At 36.5% G+C, this 21,908-nt stretch carries 12 protein-coding genes; 9 read left to right on the top strand and 3 right to left on the bottom strand.

Translation table 11 applies throughout. From position 1 onward, the window contains the following. Positions 1 to 20 precede the first annotated feature (20 nt). From IIF7_RS13860 to IIF7_RS13830, 7 genes are read left to right on the top strand one after another with little or no spacing between them, the layout of a single operon-like run. Positions 21 to 3,182, top strand: coding sequence for a SusC/RagA family TonB-linked outer membrane protein (locus tag IIF7_RS13860; RefSeq protein WP_084842295.1), 3,162 nt, complete (start codon positions 21 to 23; stop codon positions 3,180 to 3,182). Between the two features lie 22 nt (positions 3,183 to 3,204). Continuing rightward, a complete protein-coding gene (locus IIF7_RS13855) occupies positions 3,205 to 5,046 on the top strand; it encodes a RagB/SusD family nutrient uptake outer membrane protein (protein ID WP_084842294.1) in 1,842 nt (613 codons plus the stop codon). Between the two features lie 30 nt (positions 5,047 to 5,076). Continuing rightward, positions 5,077 to 5,748, top strand: coding sequence for a DUF3823 domain-containing protein (locus IIF7_RS13850; RefSeq protein WP_084842293.1), 672 nt, complete (start codon positions 5,077 to 5,079; stop codon positions 5,746 to 5,748). Next, on the top strand, positions 5,726 to 7,270 hold the full coding sequence (locus IIF7_RS13845) for a glycoside hydrolase (RefSeq protein WP_084842292.1): 1,545 nt from the start codon (positions 5,726 to 5,728) through the stop codon (positions 7,268 to 7,270). The genes IIF7_RS13850 and IIF7_RS13845 overlap by 23 nt, the downstream gene beginning before the upstream one ends. Before the next feature lie 13 nt (positions 7,271 to 7,283). Beyond that, positions 7,284 to 9,713 carry a sugar-binding domain-containing protein gene (locus IIF7_RS13840; protein WP_084842291.1) on the top strand — a complete coding sequence of 810 codons (2,430 nt, stop codon included), beginning with the start codon at positions 7,284 to 7,286 and terminating at the stop codon, positions 9,711 to 9,713. 5 nt (positions 9,714 to 9,718) lie between these two features. Continuing rightward, positions 9,719 to 10,717 (top strand): glycoside hydrolase family 43 protein, encoded by a 999-nt coding sequence (locus IIF7_RS13835; RefSeq protein ID WP_084842333.1) that lies wholly within the window; start codon positions 9,719 to 9,721, stop codon positions 10,715 to 10,717. A 53-nt stretch (positions 10,718 to 10,770) separates the two neighbouring features. Then, entirely contained in the window at positions 10,771 to 12,714 is a 1,944-nt protein-coding gene (locus IIF7_RS13830; protein WP_084842290.1) for a glycoside hydrolase family 97 protein, read from the top strand. 116 nt (positions 12,715 to 12,830) lie between these two features. Here the strand turns inward: IIF7_RS13830 and IIF7_RS13825 are convergent, their stop codons facing one another. Continuing rightward, positions 12,831 to 16,412, bottom strand: coding sequence for a glycoside hydrolase family 2 TIM barrel-domain containing protein (locus IIF7_RS13825; RefSeq protein ID WP_084842289.1), 3,582 nt, complete (start codon positions 16,410 to 16,412; stop codon positions 12,831 to 12,833). Positions 16,413 to 16,593: 181 nt separating this feature from the next. Here IIF7_RS13825 and IIF7_RS13820 point away from each other — a divergent pair, with 181 nt between their 5' ends. Continuing rightward, on the top strand, positions 16,594 to 19,032 hold the full coding sequence (locus IIF7_RS13820) for a glycoside hydrolase family 2 TIM barrel-domain containing protein (RefSeq protein WP_084842288.1): 2,439 nt from the start codon (positions 16,594 to 16,596) through the stop codon (positions 19,030 to 19,032). A 170-nt stretch (positions 19,033 to 19,202) separates the two neighbouring features. On the opposite strand, the gene IIF7_RS13815 is transcribed toward IIF7_RS13820, so the two are convergent. Beyond that, the gene (locus tag IIF7_RS13815) at positions 19,203 to 19,715 is read right to left on the bottom strand and encodes a GNAT family N-acetyltransferase (protein ID WP_084842287.1); all 513 of its coding nucleotides are present in this window, start codon (positions 19,713 to 19,715) and stop codon (positions 19,203 to 19,205) included. Positions 19,716 to 20,027: 312 nt separating this feature from the next. Between IIF7_RS13815 and IIF7_RS13810 the strand changes: the two genes are divergently transcribed. Further along, complete coding sequence (locus tag IIF7_RS13810) at positions 20,028 to 20,315, top strand: GIY-YIG nuclease family protein (protein WP_084842286.1); 288 nt, start codon at positions 20,028 to 20,030, stop codon at positions 20,313 to 20,315. 165 nt (positions 20,316 to 20,480) lie between these two features. On the opposite strand, the gene IIF7_RS13805 is transcribed toward IIF7_RS13810, so the two are convergent. Then, on the bottom strand, positions 20,481 to 21,908 hold the full coding sequence (locus tag IIF7_RS13805; protein WP_084842285.1) for a TolC family protein: 1,428 nt from the start codon (positions 21,906 to 21,908) through the stop codon (positions 20,481 to 20,483).

Below are 21,908 nucleotides of genomic sequence, written 5' to 3'. Positions count from 1 at the left end.
TTAATTAAATTTTTAGCTATATGTATAAAATTTTACAACAATCGCAAAAGCTCAAAGTTTGCTGCTTTTTATTCTTTGCGCTTTTATCACATGTAATCATGGCTCAGGAAAGGGAAATTTCTGGAGTTGTGTTAGATAATGCAGGTTTACCTTTACCGGGAGCATCTGTATTATTAAAGGGTACTTCTAACGGAGTAGTGACTAATTTTGATGGAGAATTTGAAATCGTTGTTCAGGATAGCGATGATGAACAGGTTCTTTTAATTTCCTATATAGGATTTCTAGAAAAGGAAGTTGTTTTAACTTCTGAAACTAATTATGAGATTACTCTTCAGGCTAACGAGGAAGCTTTAGATGAAGTTGTAGTTGTAGGTTATGGTACTAAAAGAGAAAAAGATGTAACCGGTGCAATTAGTACAATTAAATCTGAAGATATTGCGCGTACAACTTCAACTACTACCGCAGGTGCTTTAGCTGGAAAAATTCAGGGGGTTTCTGTTAGAGCGCAGGATGCGAGACCAGGTCGTGGTGCGGCATTAGAAATTAGAAATATGGGAAATCCACTTTATGTAATCGATGGGGTTCCTTATGGAGGTGATAATGGTCGTGACTGGGTACAATCTACAGGAAACTCGGGTAACGATATGTTTAACTCGATAAACCCTGAAGATATAGAAAGTATTACGATCCTTAAAGATGCTTCTGCAGCTGTTTATGGAATGAGAGCTGCAAATGGGGTAGTTTTGGTAACTACTAAAAAGGGAAAAAATTCAGACCAGCCAAAAATTAATATTAATGGATATACCGGTTGGCAAAACCTTACTAGATTTCCAGATCTAGCAAACGCTGCGCAATATACAAGAGGTCTTGTAGAAGCAGCACAAAATGAAGGGCGTGATCCCAATACTGTTTTTACACCAGAGGAGTTACAAAGATGGCAGGAAGGAACTTTACCTGGTTATCAAAGCTATGATTATTACGACTTTATTATGCGAGATAATGTTCCGCAGTATCACGTAAATGCAAGTGTTTCTGGAGGAACAGATAAAACCAATTATTATTTATCTCTAGCCAATACCAATCAGGAGGCTTTATTAGATGATTTTGGATACGAAAGAACAAACCTACAGGCTAATATCGAATCACAAATAGCAAAAAGATTAAAAGTAGGTACACAAATTAGTGGTAGAATAGAAGAAACCAATGATGTTGGTTTGCCGGGAGGAGATGGTTATTTCTCAGCAATATTAGGATTGTTTAGTAACTTACCTACTTCACCACCTTATGCAAATAACAATCCAGAGTATCCTAACCATACCAGGGATTATTCCAGAAACCCAGCTTTGTTTGATAGAGATATCGTAGGGTATAAAGATAATTTTGGAAGAAACCTGAATGTAAATTTATATGCTGAATATGAGTTTGACTTTGGATTAAAAGCGAGAGGAACGTATTCTTATAACTTCAGTAATAATAAATTTGACGGCTTCCAGTACACTTACGATGTTTTTACATACGACGAAGCTAATGACGTTTATAACCCAACAGGTGGAGCAGATGGTGGTTGGAGATACCAGACAGAGCGAGAAGATATAAGTACATTCTCTCAGATCAAATTAGATTATGCCAAAAAGATAGATAAGCATTCGTTTACTATTATGGCTGCTTACGAGCGATCTGATTTTGAACAGGATTACCAGCAAATGGGAACAAATCCTTCTAATAATTATCTGCCATTACTAGAATTTGATCAATTAAATTCTTTTTCAGATGGTTGGAGTTACCAGGCAAGAGCAGGTTATATTGGTAAGATAAACTATAGTTTTGATGATAAATACCTAATTGAATTATTAGGCCGATATGATGCTTCTTACTTATATCCAGAGGATGATCGCTGGGGATTCTTCCCTGGTATTTCTTTAGGATGGAGAATTTCTGATGAGAAATTTTTCGAACCACTTACCGGTATTATCGACGATCTTAAAATTAGAGCTTCTACCGGGGAAACTGGGCAAGAACAAGGCGTTGGAATGTTTGATTATATAGGTGGTTATACCTGGAATAATGGTAGTGCAGTATTAGATGGAAACTATACTACAGGTTTGCGCCCAAGGGGATTACCAATTAGAAATTTATCCTGGGTAACAAATACAAATTCTAACATTGGTATAGATCTTACAATGTTTAATAATAAACTTAGTGTTACTGCAGATCTTTTTAGAATAAGAAGAACAGGTGTGCCTGCACCACGATATGATGTATTACTGCCAAGTGAGGTAGGATATACTTTACCTAACGAAAACCTTAATGAAAATGGGTATAATGGTGCAGAAGGTATAATTACTTATAAAGGTTCGATTAACGACTTTAACTACTCTGTTAGTGGTAACTTCACATATTCCAGATATAAAAACATTTCATCCTATAAACCTCGTTTCGGAAATTCCTGGGCAGAGTACAGAAATTCTTCAGAAGGCCGTTGGGGCGGTATCTGGTGGGGATATCAGGTAGTTGGAAGATTTGAAAATGAAGAGCAAATTAGAAATCACCCTATTAATATTGACGGTCAAAACAACAGAACTTTGTTGCCAGGGGATTTTATGTATAAGGATGTGAATGAAGATGGCGTGATCAACTGGATGGACGAACGTCCTATTGGTTACCCAAATAGTTGGTCGCCTATAATTTCCTATGGTGGTACAATCGCTATGAACTGGAAAAATGTTGATCTTACAGTAGATCTTGCCGGTGGTAGTATGCAATCCTGGTTTCAGGATTACGAGTTAAGAAACCCATTTCATGCAGGAGGAAACTCGCCAGCTTATTTATTAGAAGATCGTTGGCATAGAGCAGATCCTTACGACCCAGAAAGTGAATGGATTCCTGGAAGATACCCTGCAATACGTAATGGTAATGTTGGTCCAAATTATCTTAATAGTGACTTCTGGTTAACCAACGTATGGTTCTTAAGGCTAAGAAATATCGAATTAGGATACACTTTGCCAAAAGAATGGATGTCTAAAGTAAATATAGATAGACTTCGTTTTTATGTAACTGGTTCTAACCTGGCTTCTTTCGATAATGTTAATGGTTTCGAGATCGATCCAGAAATATCAGCAAGTGGTTCAGTTGTTTATCCACAACAAAGAACAATTGTTGTCGGCTTAAATCTTTCACTTTAATAGTAGTTTTTAAAATATTATTATGAAATATACAATCTTACGCATCTTATTAGTTGCATGTTTTATAGGCGTTATTGGCTGTGATAATGATGCATACCTAGAGCGCCAACCTCAAAATATAATTGGTGATGAACAATTATGGAATGATCCAGATTTAATTCAATCTCTATTGGCTAACTATTACGACAGGTTACCAAGTTTACATGGGGTGTTTAATGTTGGTGGAATGACAGAGATCGACGACGCTATGTGGTCTGGTCATAACGATCAAAACTGGAGAAACGACTTTCAGTATGGATACGACTATGGTCGTTACTGGGATTATGGTTTTATAAGAGACATTAACTTAGCTCTAGATAATCTTGAAGAATTTAGTACTGAAATAGACGTAGAAGAAAGAAACCTTTTTGGAGCTGAACTTAGATTTATTAGAACTTTTGTTTACTTCGAAATGGTTAAACGTATGGGAGGAGTTCCATTAGTAACCGAGCAGCTTATTTACGATTATAGCGGTAATCCAGAGTATCTACAAATACCAAGATCTACAGAAGCTGAGGTTTACGATTTTATTTATACTGAATTAGAAGCTATAAAAGATGATCTTGCTGGGAATAATGGTAGCCAAACAAGAGCTAATTATTATACCGCTTTAGCCTTAGAAAGTCGTGCGATGTTATATGCAGGTTCTTTAGCCAGATATAATAATTTAATGGACAATCCAATTACTTTACCTGGTGGAGAAGTAGGAATCCCTGCAGGAAGAGCAAATGAATTTTATACTAGATCTTTAGCGGCAACTCAGGAAATTTTACAAAATGGAAATTATTCTCTTTATGATGAAAATCCAGATAGGGGGATGAATTTCTATGAAATGCTAATGGATAAAACCAGTAACGAAGTAATTTTTGCAAAAGATTTTCAGAATAGCTTAAAAACACATGGTTTTACTTACGAGAATATCCCAAGAAGCTTAACCGAGGATAACGAATATCCTACTAATCTTACACCTTCATTAAATCTGGTAGAAAGCTTTGATTATTTAGATGGTAGCGATGGTGAATTAAGAATTACAGATGCTAATGGAACACCTATAGTTTACGACGAGCTTACCGATATCTTTGCTAATAAAGACGCCCGTTTATACGGAACGGTAATTTATCCAGGAACTACTTTTAGAAGTACACCTGTTGGCTTACAGGCTGGTGTTGCAGTTTGGAATGGCTCAGATTATTCTTATGAAACTTCTCAAAATTTAGGTAGTACTTACGAAGATGGAGGATTATGGACAGGCGCAGATGGTCCACAGGATAACGCACAGTTTGTGAGTAATACGGGTTTCTATATTCGTAAGTTTTTAAGTAATGCATCAGGAGCAAGTCTTCGAGGAGTAGCTTCAGAGAACTGGTGGCCTTGGTTCCGTTTAGGTGAAATCTATTTAAATGGAGCAGAAGCAGCCTTCGAATTAGGACAAGCTGAAACTGCCACAGGTTACATTAATACGCTAAGAGAACGTGCAGGTTTCCCTGCAAATAGTATTGCAAGTGTTACGATGGAAGATATTCGTAACGAACGTCGTGTAGAACTGGCTTTTGAAGATCACCGTTTCTTCGATCTAAGACGCTGGAGAATTGCACACGAAATTTGGGATGGAGACGAAAATAGTGAGCAGGCAGTTGTTTATGGTTTGTATCCGTATAGAATAGTGCGTCCTGGGCATCCAGATGATAACCATTATATCTATAGTAGGATGAGACCAACCAGATTTAGAAGAGCACGCCTGTTTAGACTTGGTAATTATTATGCTTCAATAGATCAAGGGGTTCTAAATAATAACCCAAAATTGGTAAGAAATCCTTATCACTAGAATTTTACCACTAACAAAAATTTATTTGTAATGAAAAAATATATCATATATAGCCTTGTGTCCATTAGTTTGATGCTGGCAGGTTGTGAAAAAGATAATTTTGATGCACCTAACGCAATGTTAGAAGGGCAGGTAACTTATCAGGGAGAGCCTATATCGGTAAGATCTAATAGTGCCGAGTTTCAGATTTGGCAGGATGGTTATGCTTTAGATGAATTTATTCCGGTATTTATCGCTCAAGATGGTACATATTCTGTATCACTGTTTGCGGGTGAATATAAATTGGTTCGTCGTGGGGGAGATCCTTGGTTGCCACAATTAAACGATACAATTGTTGTACAGGTAGATGGAACAACTCAGGTGGATATTCCGGTAACGCCGTATATAAATATCTCTAACGAAAGTTTTCAGGTTAACGGGCAAACTTTAAGTGCCAGTTTCCAGATCGATCAAATCGTAGAGGACACTAATGTTCAGGAAGTAAGTATAATGCTTAGTAGAAATATTCTTTTAGACCGAAATATAAATGACTTTAACGAAGTTATAGAACTTGAAGATTTTGAGTTTGGTACAAGTAATTCTATAGATATAGAAATACCAGAATCTTTAAGAGGAGAGGGATATTTGTATGTTAGAGTTGGTGCCCGATCTTCTATGGCTAACGAGTTAATTTATACCAATGCACAACAGATCGATTTATAGGATTTTAATAATCCTTTTATTGGTCGGGTTTTCATCTTTTGGGCAATCTAGTTTTGAAAACGCTGCAAGTAGTGTTGAGCAAATTAACATAGATACTTCTGTGGTTTACCAAAATATAGACAACTTTGGAGCTTCAGATGCTTGGTCCTGCCAGTTTGTAGGACTTTGGCCAAAAGAGAAAAAAGAAAAAATCGCCTCCTTACTTTTTAGTAAGGAGGTAGATTTAGATGGTAAACCTAAAGGAATTGGCCTCTCACTTTGGCGATTTAATTTAGGGGCAGGAAGTAGTGCCCAGGGAGCACAAAGTGATATTAAAGACGAATGGCGTAGAGCAGAATCTTTTCTTCAGGAAGATGGTTCTTATAATTTCGAGAAACAAAAAGGCCAGGTTTGGTTTGCACAAAAAGCCAAAGAGCTTGGGGTAGATCAACTATTATTATTTTCAAATAGTCCGCCAGTAAAATTTACTAAAAACAGCAAGGCCTACAGCTCTTCTGGTAAGGCTTCAAATTTGGAAAAAAGTCAGTTTCAAAATTTTGCAACGTATTTAACCAATGCTATAATTGGTTTAGAAAAAAAGGGACTATCGATAGATTATGTTAGTCCGTTTAACGAGCCACAATGGGATTGGGCAGATGCCGGCCAGGAAGGAACTCCGTTTTGGAATCAAGAAATTGCAGATTTTGTTAGAGTTTTAGATTCAGAAATAACAAAAAAAGGCTTAAAAACTAAAATAGACATTGCTGAAGCCGGACAAATAAATTACTTAACACGAGAGGACAACAGGCCTGGAAGGGGAGATCAGATAACCCAATTCTTTAAACCCGAGTCTAAAAATTACCTGGGAAATTTAACTAATCTTAGCCGTACCATTTCCGGGCATAGTTACTTTACGACCTCACCAAATCAAAAATTGATAAAAGAAAGGGAAATTCTTTCTGAATCTTTAGAAACCGTAGAAGGTCTTAAATTTTGGATGTCTGAATATTGCATTCTTGGAGATAATGATGGTGAAATTGAAGGAAACGGAAGAGATCTAAGCATAGATCCGGCTTTATATATGGCCAAGGTAATCCATAGTGATCTTGCAATTGCGAATGCATCTGCATGGCATTGGTGGACGGCAATTTCTCCTTACGATTATAAGGATGGGTTAATTTATATTGATAAAAATAAGCAGGACGGCGATTTTTATGAGAGTAAAATGCTTTGGGCTTTAGGAAATTATAGTAGATTTATTGAGCCTGGAAGTAAAAGGATAAAAGCTTCAGTTAATACAGCGTCTTCTTTGCTTTCTTCAGCTTATATCGATAAAGCCAACTCTAAAATAACTCTAGTAATCATTAATTCTGAGAATAAAGAGAAAAACATAAAGCCTAATTTACAGGATATAGAGATTCAGGAACTCAAGACCTATGTTACTTCTAAAGATTACAATCTAGAATTAATTCCTAATACAAAATCAAATATAAAAGTACCTGCTAAATCTATAATAAGCCTTGTTTATCAAATAGCACTGTAAAATCCAGAATATTATGCGCTCATCAACTTCCTTTCTAAAGATCATCTTTGTTTTATTTCTTTTTGGATTAGTGCCAATTTATGCTCAGGAATCTGAGAGTTTAAAGACAGATCTGGGAGCCCAAAACTTTGATTATAACTGGAAATTTTCATTAGGGGATCATCCAAAAGCTGTATCCAAAGATTTTGATGATAGTAGCTGGAAAAACCTTGTTTTACCACATGATTGGAGTGTGAGTTTGCCTATTAAAAATGAAAATCCTTCAGCTGGTGCTGGGGGATTTTTTGAAAATGGGTTTGGCTGGTATAGGAAAGAGTTTATGGTACCTGAAACCCTAAATGGCAAAAAGCTAAGTATTCATTTCGGCGGAGTTTATATGAATTCTGAAGTTTTTATAAATGGCAGGTCACTGGGAGTTCATCCTTATGGTTATACTCCTTTTAGTTACGATTTAACTCCCTTTTTAAAATATGGGGAAAACAATATAATTGCTGTAAAGGTAGATAATAGCCAGCAAATTAATAGTAGATGGTTTAGTGGTTCTGGAATTTACAGACATGTATACTTAAAAGTGAAAAATCTTATTCATTTTGAAGATGAAGGAACTTTTATAACTACTGCAAGTGCTGAAAAGAATAAAGCTGAAGTTCAAATAAGATCAGGGTTATTAAACGAATCTTTGTCAGCTTCGCAGTTAGATTTCAATATAGTTATAAAAAAGGATGGAAAACAGATTTTTTCCAAGCAGGGAATAATCGATATTAAACCTGGAGAAAAAAGAATTATTGCTGAAAAAATTGAAGTCGAAAACCCCGAATTTTGGTCACCAGATCATCCAAATTTGTATTTAGCCGAGCTTTCTATTTCAACAGAAGGTAAGATTTTAGACAGCATTACTGAAGATTTTGGAATAAGAACAATTAGTTACAATGCTAAAAATGGCTTTGTTCTGAATGGAAAAAGTATTCTAATAAATGGAGGAAACGTTCATCACGACAATGGAGCATTGGGCGCTGCCGCATTCGATCGCGCAGAGGTTAGAAAAGTTCAATTGCTCAAGAATGCTGGTTTCAATGCAGTAAGGACAGCCCATAACCCGCCATCTAAAGCATTTTTGGATGCTTGTGATAGTATAGGTCTTTTGGTTGTCGATGAGATTTTTGACGGTTGGCGTACTGAAAAAAACGCTCACGATTATGCTAAATACTTTGATAACTGGTATAAGAAAGACACACAAGCTATGGTTAAGCGTGATCGTAATCATCCTTCGATCGTTTTTTGGAGTATAGGCAATGAAATTATTGAAAGAAAAGATCCAGAAGCTGTAAAAACTGCAAGATTGCTTAAGGATGCGGTATTAGAATTAGATACGACCAGGCCTGTAACTTCAGCAATGACCACCTGGGATAGTGATTGGGAGATCTTCGATCCACTTTTTAAAGTGCATGATATTGGAGGCTACAATTACCAACTGCATAGAGCCGAATCTGATCACCAGCGAGTACCTTCCCGTGTAATTCTTCAAACAGAATCTTATCCTAAAGATGCATTTTTCTGTTGGGATATGACCGATACTCATTCTTATGTTATAGGAGACTTTGTATGGACTGCAATGGATTATTTGGGAGAATCTGGTATTGGTCGGTATGTTTATCCTGGTGAACCGGAAGGTGAACATTGGTCTGGAAATTTATTTCCATGGCATGGGGCTTATTGTGGTGATATAGATCTTTTGGGATGGAGAAAACCAATCTCTCATTATCGAAGTATGTTATGGAATAGTGATGAAGGAGTCTATATGGCTGTTAAAGAGCCAAATCCTAAGGAAGGCGATATAAAGTTGACTATGTGGGCAGTTTGGCCAACCTGGGAAAGCTGGACCTGGCCAGGTTATGAGGGAAAAGAGCTAGAAGTTGAGGTGTATACTAAAAATGAAAATGTAAAGCTTTTTCTTAACGGCCGGTTTTTGGAAGAAAAAGAGGTTTCCAGAGAAACCGAATTCAAAGCTGTTTTTATGGTTCCTTATCAACCAGGAAAATTGGTCGCAAAAGCATATAACGACGGAAAAGAAAAGGCTAGCTTTAATTTAACTACTGCAGGAAATATTGAGAAAATTAAATTACTACCAGAGCAAGATATGGTATTAGCAAACGCTCAGGATCTTGTGTATGTTAATGTGGAGCTTCAGGATAAAAACGGAGTTATAAATCCGGTTTCAGATCAGGAAATTAGTTTTGAGGTTACAGGTCCTGCAGAAATTATTGCTGTAGATAATGCAAATCTTAAAAACTCAGATCCATATAACAGTAAAACCCGAAAAACCTGGAATGGTAAAGCTCTTGTAATCCTTCGAAGTACGAGAGAATCAGGAACAATTTCCCTTACAGCAAAAGGAAACGGTTTACCCAATGCTAACATTCAAATAAAATCCATAAAAAAATGACAAAGATGACTAAACTATGTATTAGGATTTTTGCGATATTTTTTCTTTCAATAAACCTACAAGTCTCCGCTCAACGTAATCCAGAAATCAAAACTAACATCCCTTTAGATTCCATTCGGCTTAGCGATCCATATATTTTGGCAGATAAAGCCTCTAAAATGTACTATATGACGGGTACGGGAGGTAAACTTTGGAAGAGTAAAGATCTTAAACTTTGGGAAGGGCCTTTTACGGTTGTAGAAACAGACCCAAATTCATGGATGGGAAAAAGACCAATGATCTGGGCAGCCGAAATTCATCAATTTAAAGGCAAATATTATTACTTCGCCACCTTTACAAATCGAGATGTAATTATCGATACCGTTAAAGGCAATACAATTGAAAGAAGAGCCAGCCATATTTTGGTAAGTGATACGCCAGAAGGTCCTTATAAACCAATGGAAGACGAGACTTATTTACCGGCAGATAAACCAACTCTAGATGGTACTTTTTGGGTAGATAACGATGATAAACCTTATATGGTTTATTGTTATGAATGGTTACAAAACTGGGACGGGACGATTGAAAAAATTCAGCTTAAACCAGATCTAAGCGGCTCTATTGGCGAAGGAGAGCTATTATTTAAATCCAGTGAATCACCGTGGAGTAAAGAGCGGGCAGAAGATGGAAAAATAAAACCAAATAAAGTAACCGATGGCCCTTTTTTATTTGAAACGCAAACCGGTAAATTAGGAATGATTTGGACAAGCTGGGTATTTGGCGATTATGTTCAGGGAGTGGCATATTCTAAAAGCGGAACTTTAGACGGTCCCTGGATTCAGGAAAAAGAACCTATTACCCCGCCTAATTTTGGTCACGGTATGATGTTTAAAACCTTTGAAGGGAAGCTGCTAATGGCATTACACAGCCATCGGGTAGGGCCTAATGGGAACTATATTAGAATTCCTAATTTGTTAGAAGTAGACGATCGTGAAGATAAAATTTATGTATATTTAAAAAACTAGCCACAATTATAGTAAATTTGACAATAAGCTTATCAACTAATTATAATTAAAAAATGAAATCAGTAAAACTCGTTCTCTCTATAGGCTGCTTAATTTTTGCAAACTCGATAAATGCACAGATTGCAGAACTTAAAAGCCCAAATGAAAAAATACATTTACAACTTCACGAAAACGACGGAAAAATATCATACGATATTCATTATTCTGAAGAGCAATTTTTAGAAGACTCACCATTAGGATTAAAGACCTCACTGGGTGATTTTTCAGCTAACCTAAAATTTATTTCTTCAGAAGAAAATACCATCGAAAACTCTTATGATCTTAATAGAGCCAAAGTTAGCCATGTAGATTATAGGGCGAATGAGTTAGTTTCGAAATTCGTAAACGAGAATGAAGATACGCTGTTCGTATATTTCAGACTTTCTAACCGTGACGTGGCATATTCCTATAAGTTGAAATCGAAAGTAGGGCGATCCAATGTGAAAATTTTCGAGGAAGCTTCAGGTTTCAATTTACCAGATTATGCAACTACGTATATAACTCCGCAAGCCTTACCAATGACAGGGTGGAGCGAAACAAAACCATCTTATGAGGAAGAATATACTTTAAACGGAAAGCTAGGCGAACCATCAACTTACGGTGAAGGTTATACTTTTCCTGCACTGTTCAAATTAGGTGAAAATGGATGGATTTTAATTTCTGAAACAGGTGTAGACAGTGGTTACCCGGGAAGTCGCTTAAGTGAATCTACTGCAGATGGTAGGTTTACTGTGCAATTTCCGCAGGAAGGAGAAAATAATGGTATTGGTGATACTTTTGCAGCAATGGCAATGCCAGCTAAAACACCATGGCGAACCATAACGCTTGGAGAAAGTTTAAAACCAATCGTAGAATCTACTGTTGCATTCGATCTTGTGGAACAAAAATATGAGCCTAGTGTCGAATATCAAATGGGACGTGCTACATGGAGCTGGATCGTTTGGCAGGACAACAGTATTAATTACGATGATCAGGTAAAATATATCGATATGGCCTCTGCTTTAGGTTTCGAATATGTGTTGATTGATAACTGGTGGGATAACAATATTGGTTACGAAAGAATGGAAGAACTGGTAAAATATGCGCAATCTAAGGATGTAGATGTTTTACTTTGGTACAATTCTAATGGGTATTGGAACGAGGCGCCACAAACTCCACAGGACAAAATGAATACCAGCGCCGCCAGAAAAAAAGAAATGGAATGGTTACAAAAGATTGGTGTTAAAGGTTTAAAAGTCGATTTCTTTGGTGGGGATAAACAAACCACTATGAAGTTGTATGAAGATATTTTAACTGAAGCTAACGATTATGGTCTTGGAATCACCTTTCATGGATGTACTATCCCAAGAGGCTGGCAAAAAATGTATCCAAACTATGTAACTTCAGAAGCTGTTTTAGCTTCAGAAAACTTGATCTTTCGTCAGGATGCTTTAGATAAACATGCGCTAAATTCAACAATATTACCTTTTACAAGAAATGCTGTTGGAGCGATGGATTTTGCACCTGTTTTCTTAAACCAGAAAATGTCTAGAGACCAAAAAGGTGGTACTGTTAGAAGCACTACAGATGCTTTCGAGCTGGCGACTTCTATTTTATACTTTTCACCAATTCAGCATTTTGGTTTAACGCCAAATAATTTGGAAGAACAACCAGAGCATGTACTCGATTTTATTAAAGAAGTTCCTAGCGTTTGGGACGAAACTATTTATATTGGTGGAACTCCAGAAGATTATTGTGCACTGGCGCGTAGAAAAGGAGACCAATGGTATGTTGCGGTAACCAACGCAACTAAAGAGAAGCAAAAAATAGAATTAGAGCTGCCAATGCTCGCAGGAAAAGAGCTAAAACATCTTTATGATAATAAGGATAAAACAGCAGGTTATAAAACGGCTAAAATTAAAAATAGCGGTACTTTAAAAATAGAATTACTTCCAGAGGGAGGTGCTGTTTTATATTAAAATATAAGCCGAAATTATATAAAAAAGCCTCTCATTTTTTGAGAGGCTTTTTTATTGGCACCGCCAAAGGCTATAATACCCCGAGGTAGTTTACTTTAAGCAATAATCGAACCTGTTTATAAACCTGAAATTCTAAAAGAATAGCTTAAGGTTTTATTTTCAGGAATTAGATATTGTTCTAAAGGCAGTGGCCCACAACTAGCGTTTCCTAATCCTTGCTGAATTCTATCCAGACTTAAAAAAGTTTGCGGGCTTGCATTGTCCTTTAGTTCAAAATCATGTCTTGTATTCCATAAAGTTTCATCGGTGTGATGTAAAGCGGTGAACGATAAAACATCTTTAGCTTCAATCTTCACGCCGTTACCATTTTTATCGCTTAAGCTAAGCCATCTTACTTCTTCGCGATTTCCCATACTTTGGGCTTTTGCGTAATGCTCGGCATTTTCAAAATCATTAACCGTAGCTTCGTAAGCTCTAAGATATGCAGCGGTTTTACGATCGCTGTAATTTTCAAATGGGCCTTTTCCGTAATAAGAAACATTTTCCAGACTTTCATCTAAAGACAGGCGTAAACCTAACCTTCTTATGATGGGTTGATTTTCAGGCTTCATAAATTCAGCAGCAATATCTACAACACCATTAGAATAAATGCTATAGTTTATAGCATAATTAAACTGAACTGGCTTTTCTGGATGCGCTATGCTTACCTCTTTTTCAAGCTGAATAGAAACCGACTTCCTATCTGGTGAAACTTCATATTTAATCGAATTCACTTTTTCTGAAGTTTGATAATAATTCTGGTCTGTATATTTATCATTATTTACACTTCGGTACCAGTTAAATGTCAGGCCTTCTTCAGCATAGATCATCTCTTTTTCGTCATATTTAAGAGAACGAAGCATTCCATCTTTAATATTAAAAACGCTTGAAAAATTCTTACCAGAAATCAATAAATCTGAGTCTTTTTCCTGAACCGAAATTTTTGGTAATACTTTTACATCTACCGCAGAAATTGCTACTTTATCGGTTAATGAGAATTGCGCTGAAGCCAATTGATGCCCTGCCTTTGCCCAGGTTTGTTCATTTTTTAACTGAAAATATACATTAAGGAGATATTCGTGATTTTTAGGGTAATTTCTTTTAAACGGAATTTCAATTACACATTCTTCATCGGCATTTAGTGCAACAGGATCAAGCAGTCCATTTTCAGTTGGTATTCCATCTTCCAGGACTTCCCATTTAATTTCAAATTGATTTAGGTTTAAGAAATCGTAGGTGTTTTTAATTTTGAGTTGTCCATTAGCAAGATCTTCAGCCGAAATTTTAATGTATTGGTATACTTTTTTAACTTCCTCTAACTTTGCAGTAGGTTTGCGATCTGAAGTTACAATTCCATTAAGACAAAAATCATTATCGTTGGGGGTATCGCCAAAATCACCACCAAAATAATAGTTATTTTGATCTTCTGTTTGCTTGATTAATCCCTGGTCTACCCAGTCCCAAATACAACCACCAATCATGCGGCTAGAGTCGTCTTCGATATAATCCCAATATTCCTGAAGGTTTCCAATAGCATTTCCCATGGCATGCCCATATTCACATAAAAAGTAAGGTTTCTGGGTTCCGTTTTTATCGAATTTTTCCATAAAACTCAGCGAAGGATACATATGAGAATCGATATCTGCAGCCTCATTTTTTCCCTGATAATGAATAGGGCGTACAGGATCCATTTTTTTAGCAAGCGCATACATTTCATCAAAATTATCGCCATTACCACCTTCGTTTCCTAAAGACCAAAAGATCACAGAAGCGTGATTTCTGTCACGTTGTATCGCTCTTTTTATACGATCGTTAAAAGCAGGAATCCAACTAGGGTTATTGCTAATATTGCCATTACCATGATTTTCAAGATCGGCCTCGTCCATGGTATAAAGCCCATAATAGTCTAAAAGCGCATACATTTTCTGGCTGTTAGGATAATGGCTGGTTCTAATCGTGTTAATGTTATTTTGTTTCATCATCGTGATATCCTGAATCATCGATGAAACCGGTATAGCCTTTCCTAAAGTAGGATGCGTGTCATGGCGGTTAACACCTTTAAAGAAGATTTGTTTGTTGTTTATAAAAACGCGGTTGTCTTTAACTTCAATTTTTCTAAAACCATATTTGTTAGAGGTCGCAAATATTTCTTTTCCATCTTGTTCCAAAGAAATTAAAACATTATAAAGATGTGGGATTTCTGCCGACCATAATTCGGGATTATTAACTTCCGTTTTTAATAAAATTTCCTGTTCGGTTTCAGATTTAATTTTATCTAATTTTTGCTGAATTTTAGCTACTTCTTTGCCGGCAGGATCAAATAATTGTATTTGTAACGAGGCGTTTTTGATGCTTTTGGAATCAAAATTTTTAATGATCGAGTTTACTGAAAAATCTACTTTCGAAAGATCTTCATTTTTAAAATCTGCCGAAATAATAAAATCGCGAACCGAAAGTTTTGGAGTAGCATAAAGGTAAACATCACGATGAATTCCGCTTAACCTAAACATATCCTGATCTTCGATATAACTACCGTCTGTCCATCTAAAAACCTGTACAGCAAGTGTGTTTTTTCCTGCTTTTAGGAATTTGGTAATATTAAATTCGGCATCATTGTTAGAACCCTGTGAATAGCCAATTTTATTGCCATTAATCCACAAGAACATTCCGCTGTAAACGCCGTCAAAGTGAATAAAAACTTCTTTACCGTCCCAATTATTGGGCAGGCTAAATTCTCTACGATAAGAACCAACTGGATTAGGTTTATGTTCGTTAGTATATCCTTTTTGAGATTGAATAAATGGCGGGTTATTTTTAAAAGGATAGGTGATATTGGTATAGATAGGCGTACCGTAGCCTTTCATTTCCCAGTTTGAAGGAACTTCGATAGTTTCCCATTTTGAAACATCAAAATTCTCTTTGTAGAATTCTTTTGGTCGATCTTCCGGGTTTGTTACCCAATTAAATTTCCAATCACCATTTAAAGATTTATAATAATCTGAATTTGGTGTAAGCCAGGGTTTATTAAAAAAAGCATCTTTTTTTAAGGCTGCTGAGTTTGGGTAAGGGAAAAAGGTAACATGACCTTCTTCTTTATTTATCGCAAAAATGGTTTCGTTTTCCCATTCATGTTCTCCTCTCTTTTTTTTGTTTGCAACTTCTGCGGCAATTTCAGTCGGAATGATTTCCCAGGTTTGGGCCGAATTAGGTTTTTGGTAAACGCCAAAATTTCCGTTCTCGTTTTGCTGAAAATCCAGCACCATTTGACTTTTCTTATGCGTAATAATATAAGCTCCCGTCCCGGTTTGTTGTATTTTCCATTGCTGATTATTGTTAAATGGCTCGGTATCCCATTGGATAATCTGGTTACCGCTTCCGTTTAAAATTCCACGATTATCAAGGCTTTTTTTAGAATATGAATTTCGAATATTATAAAGTCCGTTTCCAATTGCGGTAATTTGCCATAATTGATCTTTACTTTCTTTATTCTCCTTATCCAGCCAAATTAGCGCATCATTTTGATCATTGTTTTTGGTAGATAATACCAATCCTTCTTTCGATTTAATGCGGTAATAACGATCTTCAGAAAGTTCTTGTGCTACTCCTAAAATAGAAATGCTTAGAAATAAGAAAAAGATCGAGAGTTTTTTAAAATCCATAAGACGAGATATTTTTGGGTAATCGAGATTAAAAGCCTCATCATCTTGCTTTGAGACTGTTACCTACAAATATAGATAAAAGGATTTAGCAAAAAATTAATGTGTTGAATTTCTGAAGATAAAATAATAACTGTAAAAAATACACTAAATTAGAATTCCGAAACTTCTAAAATCATCATCAATGAAATCAAAGTTCACTGCTTTTCTAATTTTTGCCTTACTTTTTCAGGGTTTGCTAGCCCAACAACGTACTGCTGAAATTCTTCAAAATAACTGGAAATTTATAAAAGGTGATCCTTCGGGAGCCAAAGAAATTTCAGCAAATACTTCAGATTGGGAAAATGTAAGTATTCCGCATGACTGGGCGGTTGAAGAAGATTTTATAAAAGATGGCGATGGAGACACTGGGAAATTACCCTGGAAAGGGCAAGCCTGGTATCGCCGGGATTTAGACCTTTCAGCAATAAAAAAAGGAAATAAGGTTTTCTTGATGTTCGATGCTGTGATGGCTTTCCCTAAAGTTTATATTAATGGAGAGCTTGCCGGACAATGGGATTATGGCTACAATTCTTTTTATCTTGATATTACCGATAAACTTGATTATTCTGAAAATGCTAAAAACGTGCTCGCCGTTCATGTAGATACACGAAAGCACGATAGTAGATGGTATCCCGGCGCAGGAATTTACAGAAAAGTCAGTTTAATTTCTATGGCGCCAATCCATACAAAGATCTGGGGCACACAGGTGACCACGCCAATTATAAAACCAAATTATGCTGATGTTCGAATTTCCAGTCTGGTAAAAAATGAAACTTCCGAAGCAAAAGAGATCACAGTCACTCAGCATATTTTAAATCCGGAAGGTAACGAGGTTTCCAACAAAAGTATTTCTCACGATCTACGTGCCGGGGAAGAAAATTATTTTGAAGTAAATGCACAACTAATCGATCCTATGCGTTGGGATATTGAGCATCCGCATTTATATAAAGCAATTACAGAAGTTAGTGTAGATGAAAAAATCATCGATGTTTCTGAAACTACTTTTGGTATTAGAAGCATTGAATTTACGCCAGATGATGGATTTCAATTAAACGGAAGAAGAGTGCAGCTAAAAGGCGTGAATTTACATCACGGTCATGGTCCGCTTGGTGCCGCATTTTATCCCAGAGCGATGGAACGCCAGTTAGAAATTATGAAATCTATGGGAGTTAATGCCATTAGAAGTAGTCATAATACCGCCGCTCCAGAGGTTTTAGAATTGTGTGATAAAATGGGGATTTTGATGTTTAACGAGGTCTTTGATAAATATGATCGCAAAGCCGATATTGTTGACACCACTAATTTTGAAAGTTTTGCTGAACGAAATATTCGCAATTTCGTAATGCGAGATCGAAATCATCCTTCCGTATTTATTTGGAGTGTTGGGAACGAGATGCACGATGTACAAGCCAACTATAATAACGGATTTAAGCGTTTGCACACTATGCTTAACTACGTTCGAAAATACGATCATACCCGCCCGGTAACGATGGTAAACGACGTGCTAGATAATGCAGCTTTACGACATTTCGATTTTTACGATGTACATAGCTGGAACTACGGAAGACGTTATCGCCTGGCTCGACAAATGGAACCCAATAAATCGGTTATTATTTCAGAATCCGCTTCTACCGTAAGTACACGCGGATTTTATGAATTTCCATTACCTAAAAAGAAAACAGATTTCACCAAATCGCTTCAGGTGAGTTCTTATGATTTTCATGCACCAGATTGGGCAGAAATTGGCGACGACGATTTTATGTGGCAGCAGGACGAGCCTTATATCGCGGGCGAATTTGTTTGGACAGGTTTCGATTATTTAGGTGAACCAACGCCCTACACCAATAAAAATGTAAAAGCGATGGGAATGAGCGATAAAGAAGCCGCACGAAGCTCGTATTTTGGGATTGTGGATATTGTGGGGATTCCAAAAGATCGTTATTATTTGTACAAAAGCTACTGGAAGCCTGAAGAAAAAACGATCCATATTTTACCGCATTGGAACTGGAAAGGAAAAGAAGGCGAAAATGTTCCGGTTTTTGTGTATACCAATGGCGATTGTGCTGAACTTTTTATTAATGGCGAATCTCAGGGAAAACAATGTAAGTCGCCATCTTCTAAAAACTCCACAGAGCGTTTTCGTTTAATGTGGAAAGATGTGGTTTATCAACCGGGAGAAGTAAAAGTGGTTGCTTATAAACAGGGAGAGAAATTGGGCGAAAAAACAATAAAAACAACTTCTGAAGCGACCAAAATCAAACTTTCTGCAGATCGAAAAACGATAAAAGCGAACGGAATGGACCTTTCTTATGTGTTGGTAGAAGCTTTTGATAAAAACGGAAATTTAGATCCATTAGCCAATCAAAGTTTACAAATTGAAGTCAGCGGAGCAGGGGAACTGGCTGGTGCCGGTAATGGCGATCCACAGTCTTTTGAGCCACTTCAGGATCATAAAGTCGATTTATTCTACGGAAAAGCAATGATCATCCTAAAATCTGGAATGGAAGCCGGAAGCATTAAACTGAAAGTAAGCAGCAAAGATCTGAAAGGAGAAACAATAAAAATTGAAACTGAAAAATAAGAAAAAACATCGATCCCGATAGCTATCGGGATCGATGTTTTTTTTAAAATAGTTGAAAGTCAATATAGTCACCCTGAACCTGTCCGCTCGACAGGCGGGCTTGATTCAGGGTCTAATCCAGTTTATTCAAAACTAAAGCGGAAATTAGATGATTTTGAATAGCATTTAATCTAAAACTCTTTCGAAAATACCAGTCTGGAACCTCGATCTTTAGTCGTAATTTCTTTTACTTCAGTTAATCCTAATTTTTTAATAGCATTGATCGATGCATGGTTGTGCGGACTGGCAGCTGCCAAAATTCGATGTTTTTGAAGCTCATTTTTAGCAAAATCGATCCAAAATTGTCCAATTTCAGTAGCAAAACCTTTTCCCCAGTGATCCTGGTGCAAAACAAATCCAAATTCCAGGTCATTTTTGTCGCCAAGAAAATCACACGGAATTAAGCCTGTAAAACCTATAAAATCGCCTGTATTTTTATCCAAAACGGATACAAAACCAATCTGTTCTTCATCTTTTAGAATAAAATCATTGCTTAAGACCTCCAAAAACTCCTTTTTAGTGAGTTTTCTTCCTTTAAAAGCCGATTTCATAACCGTTTCATTCCCGCAAAAGAGCTGATAAAGCGGCATAAATAATTCAGCTTCAAAACTTACAATCTTGAGTCGGTTTGTTTCTAGTTGCATTTTAGAATCTTTCTTTAGAATCTGAAAAGTATGGAAAATTTCTTATTGTCATCTCGACCCTGCCTCGCCGGCAGGCAGGCGAAGCGGAGAGATCTTTTTGTGAATGCTTATTTTGGTTGAGATTTCTCGACTACACTACATTTCGCTCGAAATGAAAATTTTGTTCTTGGGCTTGATATGAAGATTTTGTCATCTCGACCGCAGTGGAGAGATCTCATATTGAGAGTTTCATGTAAGTAAGATTTCTCCATTCGCTGCGCTTCAGTCGAAATGACAATCGGTTTTTAAAATATTAAATAGCTATATTTAATTATGAATGAGTATTATACCTACATAACATGCAATTCTTCTAAATTTACGTTTTATATTGGAGTAACAAATAATTTAAACAAAAGGCTATCTCAACATTATGAAGATAGTATCAAGGAGAAAAAGTCTTTTGCAGGAAAGTATAACTGTTATAATCTTATTTATTTTGAAGTTTTTCAAAATGTCGATCAAGCAATTGCGAGAGAAAAACAACTTAAAAAGTGGAGCAGGGCTAAAAAGGAAAATCTAATTAGGCTTAAGAATCCTAATTTAGAATTTTTGAGCTTATAAAATTATTAATATCATTTCTATGGTATTTTCGGAGTAGATTTCTCCGTTCCGCTGCGCTCCACCCGCCTGCCGGCTGGCAGGGTCGAAATGACATTTTTTAAAGAAAAATTCACTAATCCTGAGACTGCCAACTGCCCACTGCCCATTGAGGCCGCCCACTGAATCCTAACTCCCTACATCCATATTTCCGCGGTAATATTCCATCACTTTAACTCTTAGTAGATACTGAAATTTTGCATTTGCCAGATTGATTCTGGATTGATCTAAACTGTTTTTACTTACAATATAATCTACGATGGTCGAAGCGCCGGCGTTATAGCGAATCTCATTGATTCTGAAACTTTCCTGATAAGCCTCTACCTGTTCTTCTAAATTTTGCCATTGCTGGTAGGCGGTTTCCATATCTGCATGAACTTGAATAATACGTTGTCGAAACTGATTTTTTGTACTCTCCAGGTCAATTTTGGATTGCTTAAGACTTATTTTCTGAAGTGCTACATTGTTCTTAGCGCGGAATCCATTAAAAATAGGAATGTTCACTGAAACTCCAACGCCTGTATTCAGGTTGTTAGAAAACTGGTCTAAAAAAGAAATATCTGCAGTAGCATACTGAATCTGGCTTGCCAGTACCGGTAAAGATTGTCCGTTATACTGAATATAACTTCCGGTTTCTACAATTTGTCTACCATTTTCAGTAAAAGTTCGTGCGGTACTCGAATAATTAGTGTTTAGCTGCGCAAACAATCCCACTTGTGGATAATAATTGGCTCGTGCAATTTTAACCTGTTTTTCAGCGGCTTCAATTCGTAATTCACGTGCTTTAAAAGTGGCTAAATTTTCTACAGCTTCTTTAAAAACATGAGCAGCGCTTAAGTTGTATTTTTCATAAACTTCAAGAGAGTGATAGGCTTCAGGAAAAACTTTATAATCGATATTCAGTAAAAGCGATAGCTGAGAAACAGATTGCTTCAGATTATTTTCAGCATCGATCACGCTGTTTTCATCTGCAGAAAACTGACCTTTAATATTATTAAATTCGGCCGGATTGGCATTCCCTTCTTCATGCAAATTCTGTAATCTATCAAGCTGTCTTCGGGTATTTAAACGCCTTATTTTTGAAAGTTCCAATAGATCTTCAGCATTTAAAATCCCCATATAAGCCATGGTGACATCCAAAATCAGGTTTTGTCTGGCTTCCTGAACTTCAGCTTCAGCAGCTTTGATATTCAGCTTATCCCTTTTTAATTGATTCAGTAATCGAAATCCGTCAAAAACTGTGGCGCTAAGATTAAGACCGGCGTTCGAGTAATTTAGTTGCTGCTCGATCACATCGTTAGAATAAGGATCGATGCTTCGCCCGTTGGTAATTCCGCCAGAAATACTTCCGTTTAGCGTTGGTAAAAATTCATTCCGACTTTGTTTAAAATTAATATTGGCCGATTCTGAATTCAATTTTCGTGATTTTAGATTGGGATTATTTTTTAAAGCCAATGTTATGCATTGATCCAGATTTAATACGACCGAATCCTGCTGAGATCGACTTAAAAAAGGGCAAAGGATGATGAGTATTAAGATTGATGATTTTAAGTTCAT

It is taken from the genome of Zunongwangia atlantica 22II14-10F7 (assembly GCF_002094855.1).
Lineage (GTDB): Bacteria > Bacteroidota > Bacteroidia > Flavobacteriales > Flavobacteriaceae > Zunongwangia > Zunongwangia atlantica.
The sequence above is the reverse complement of the archived record's forward strand: the minus strand, read 5'-3'. Positions and strand labels throughout refer to the sequence as shown.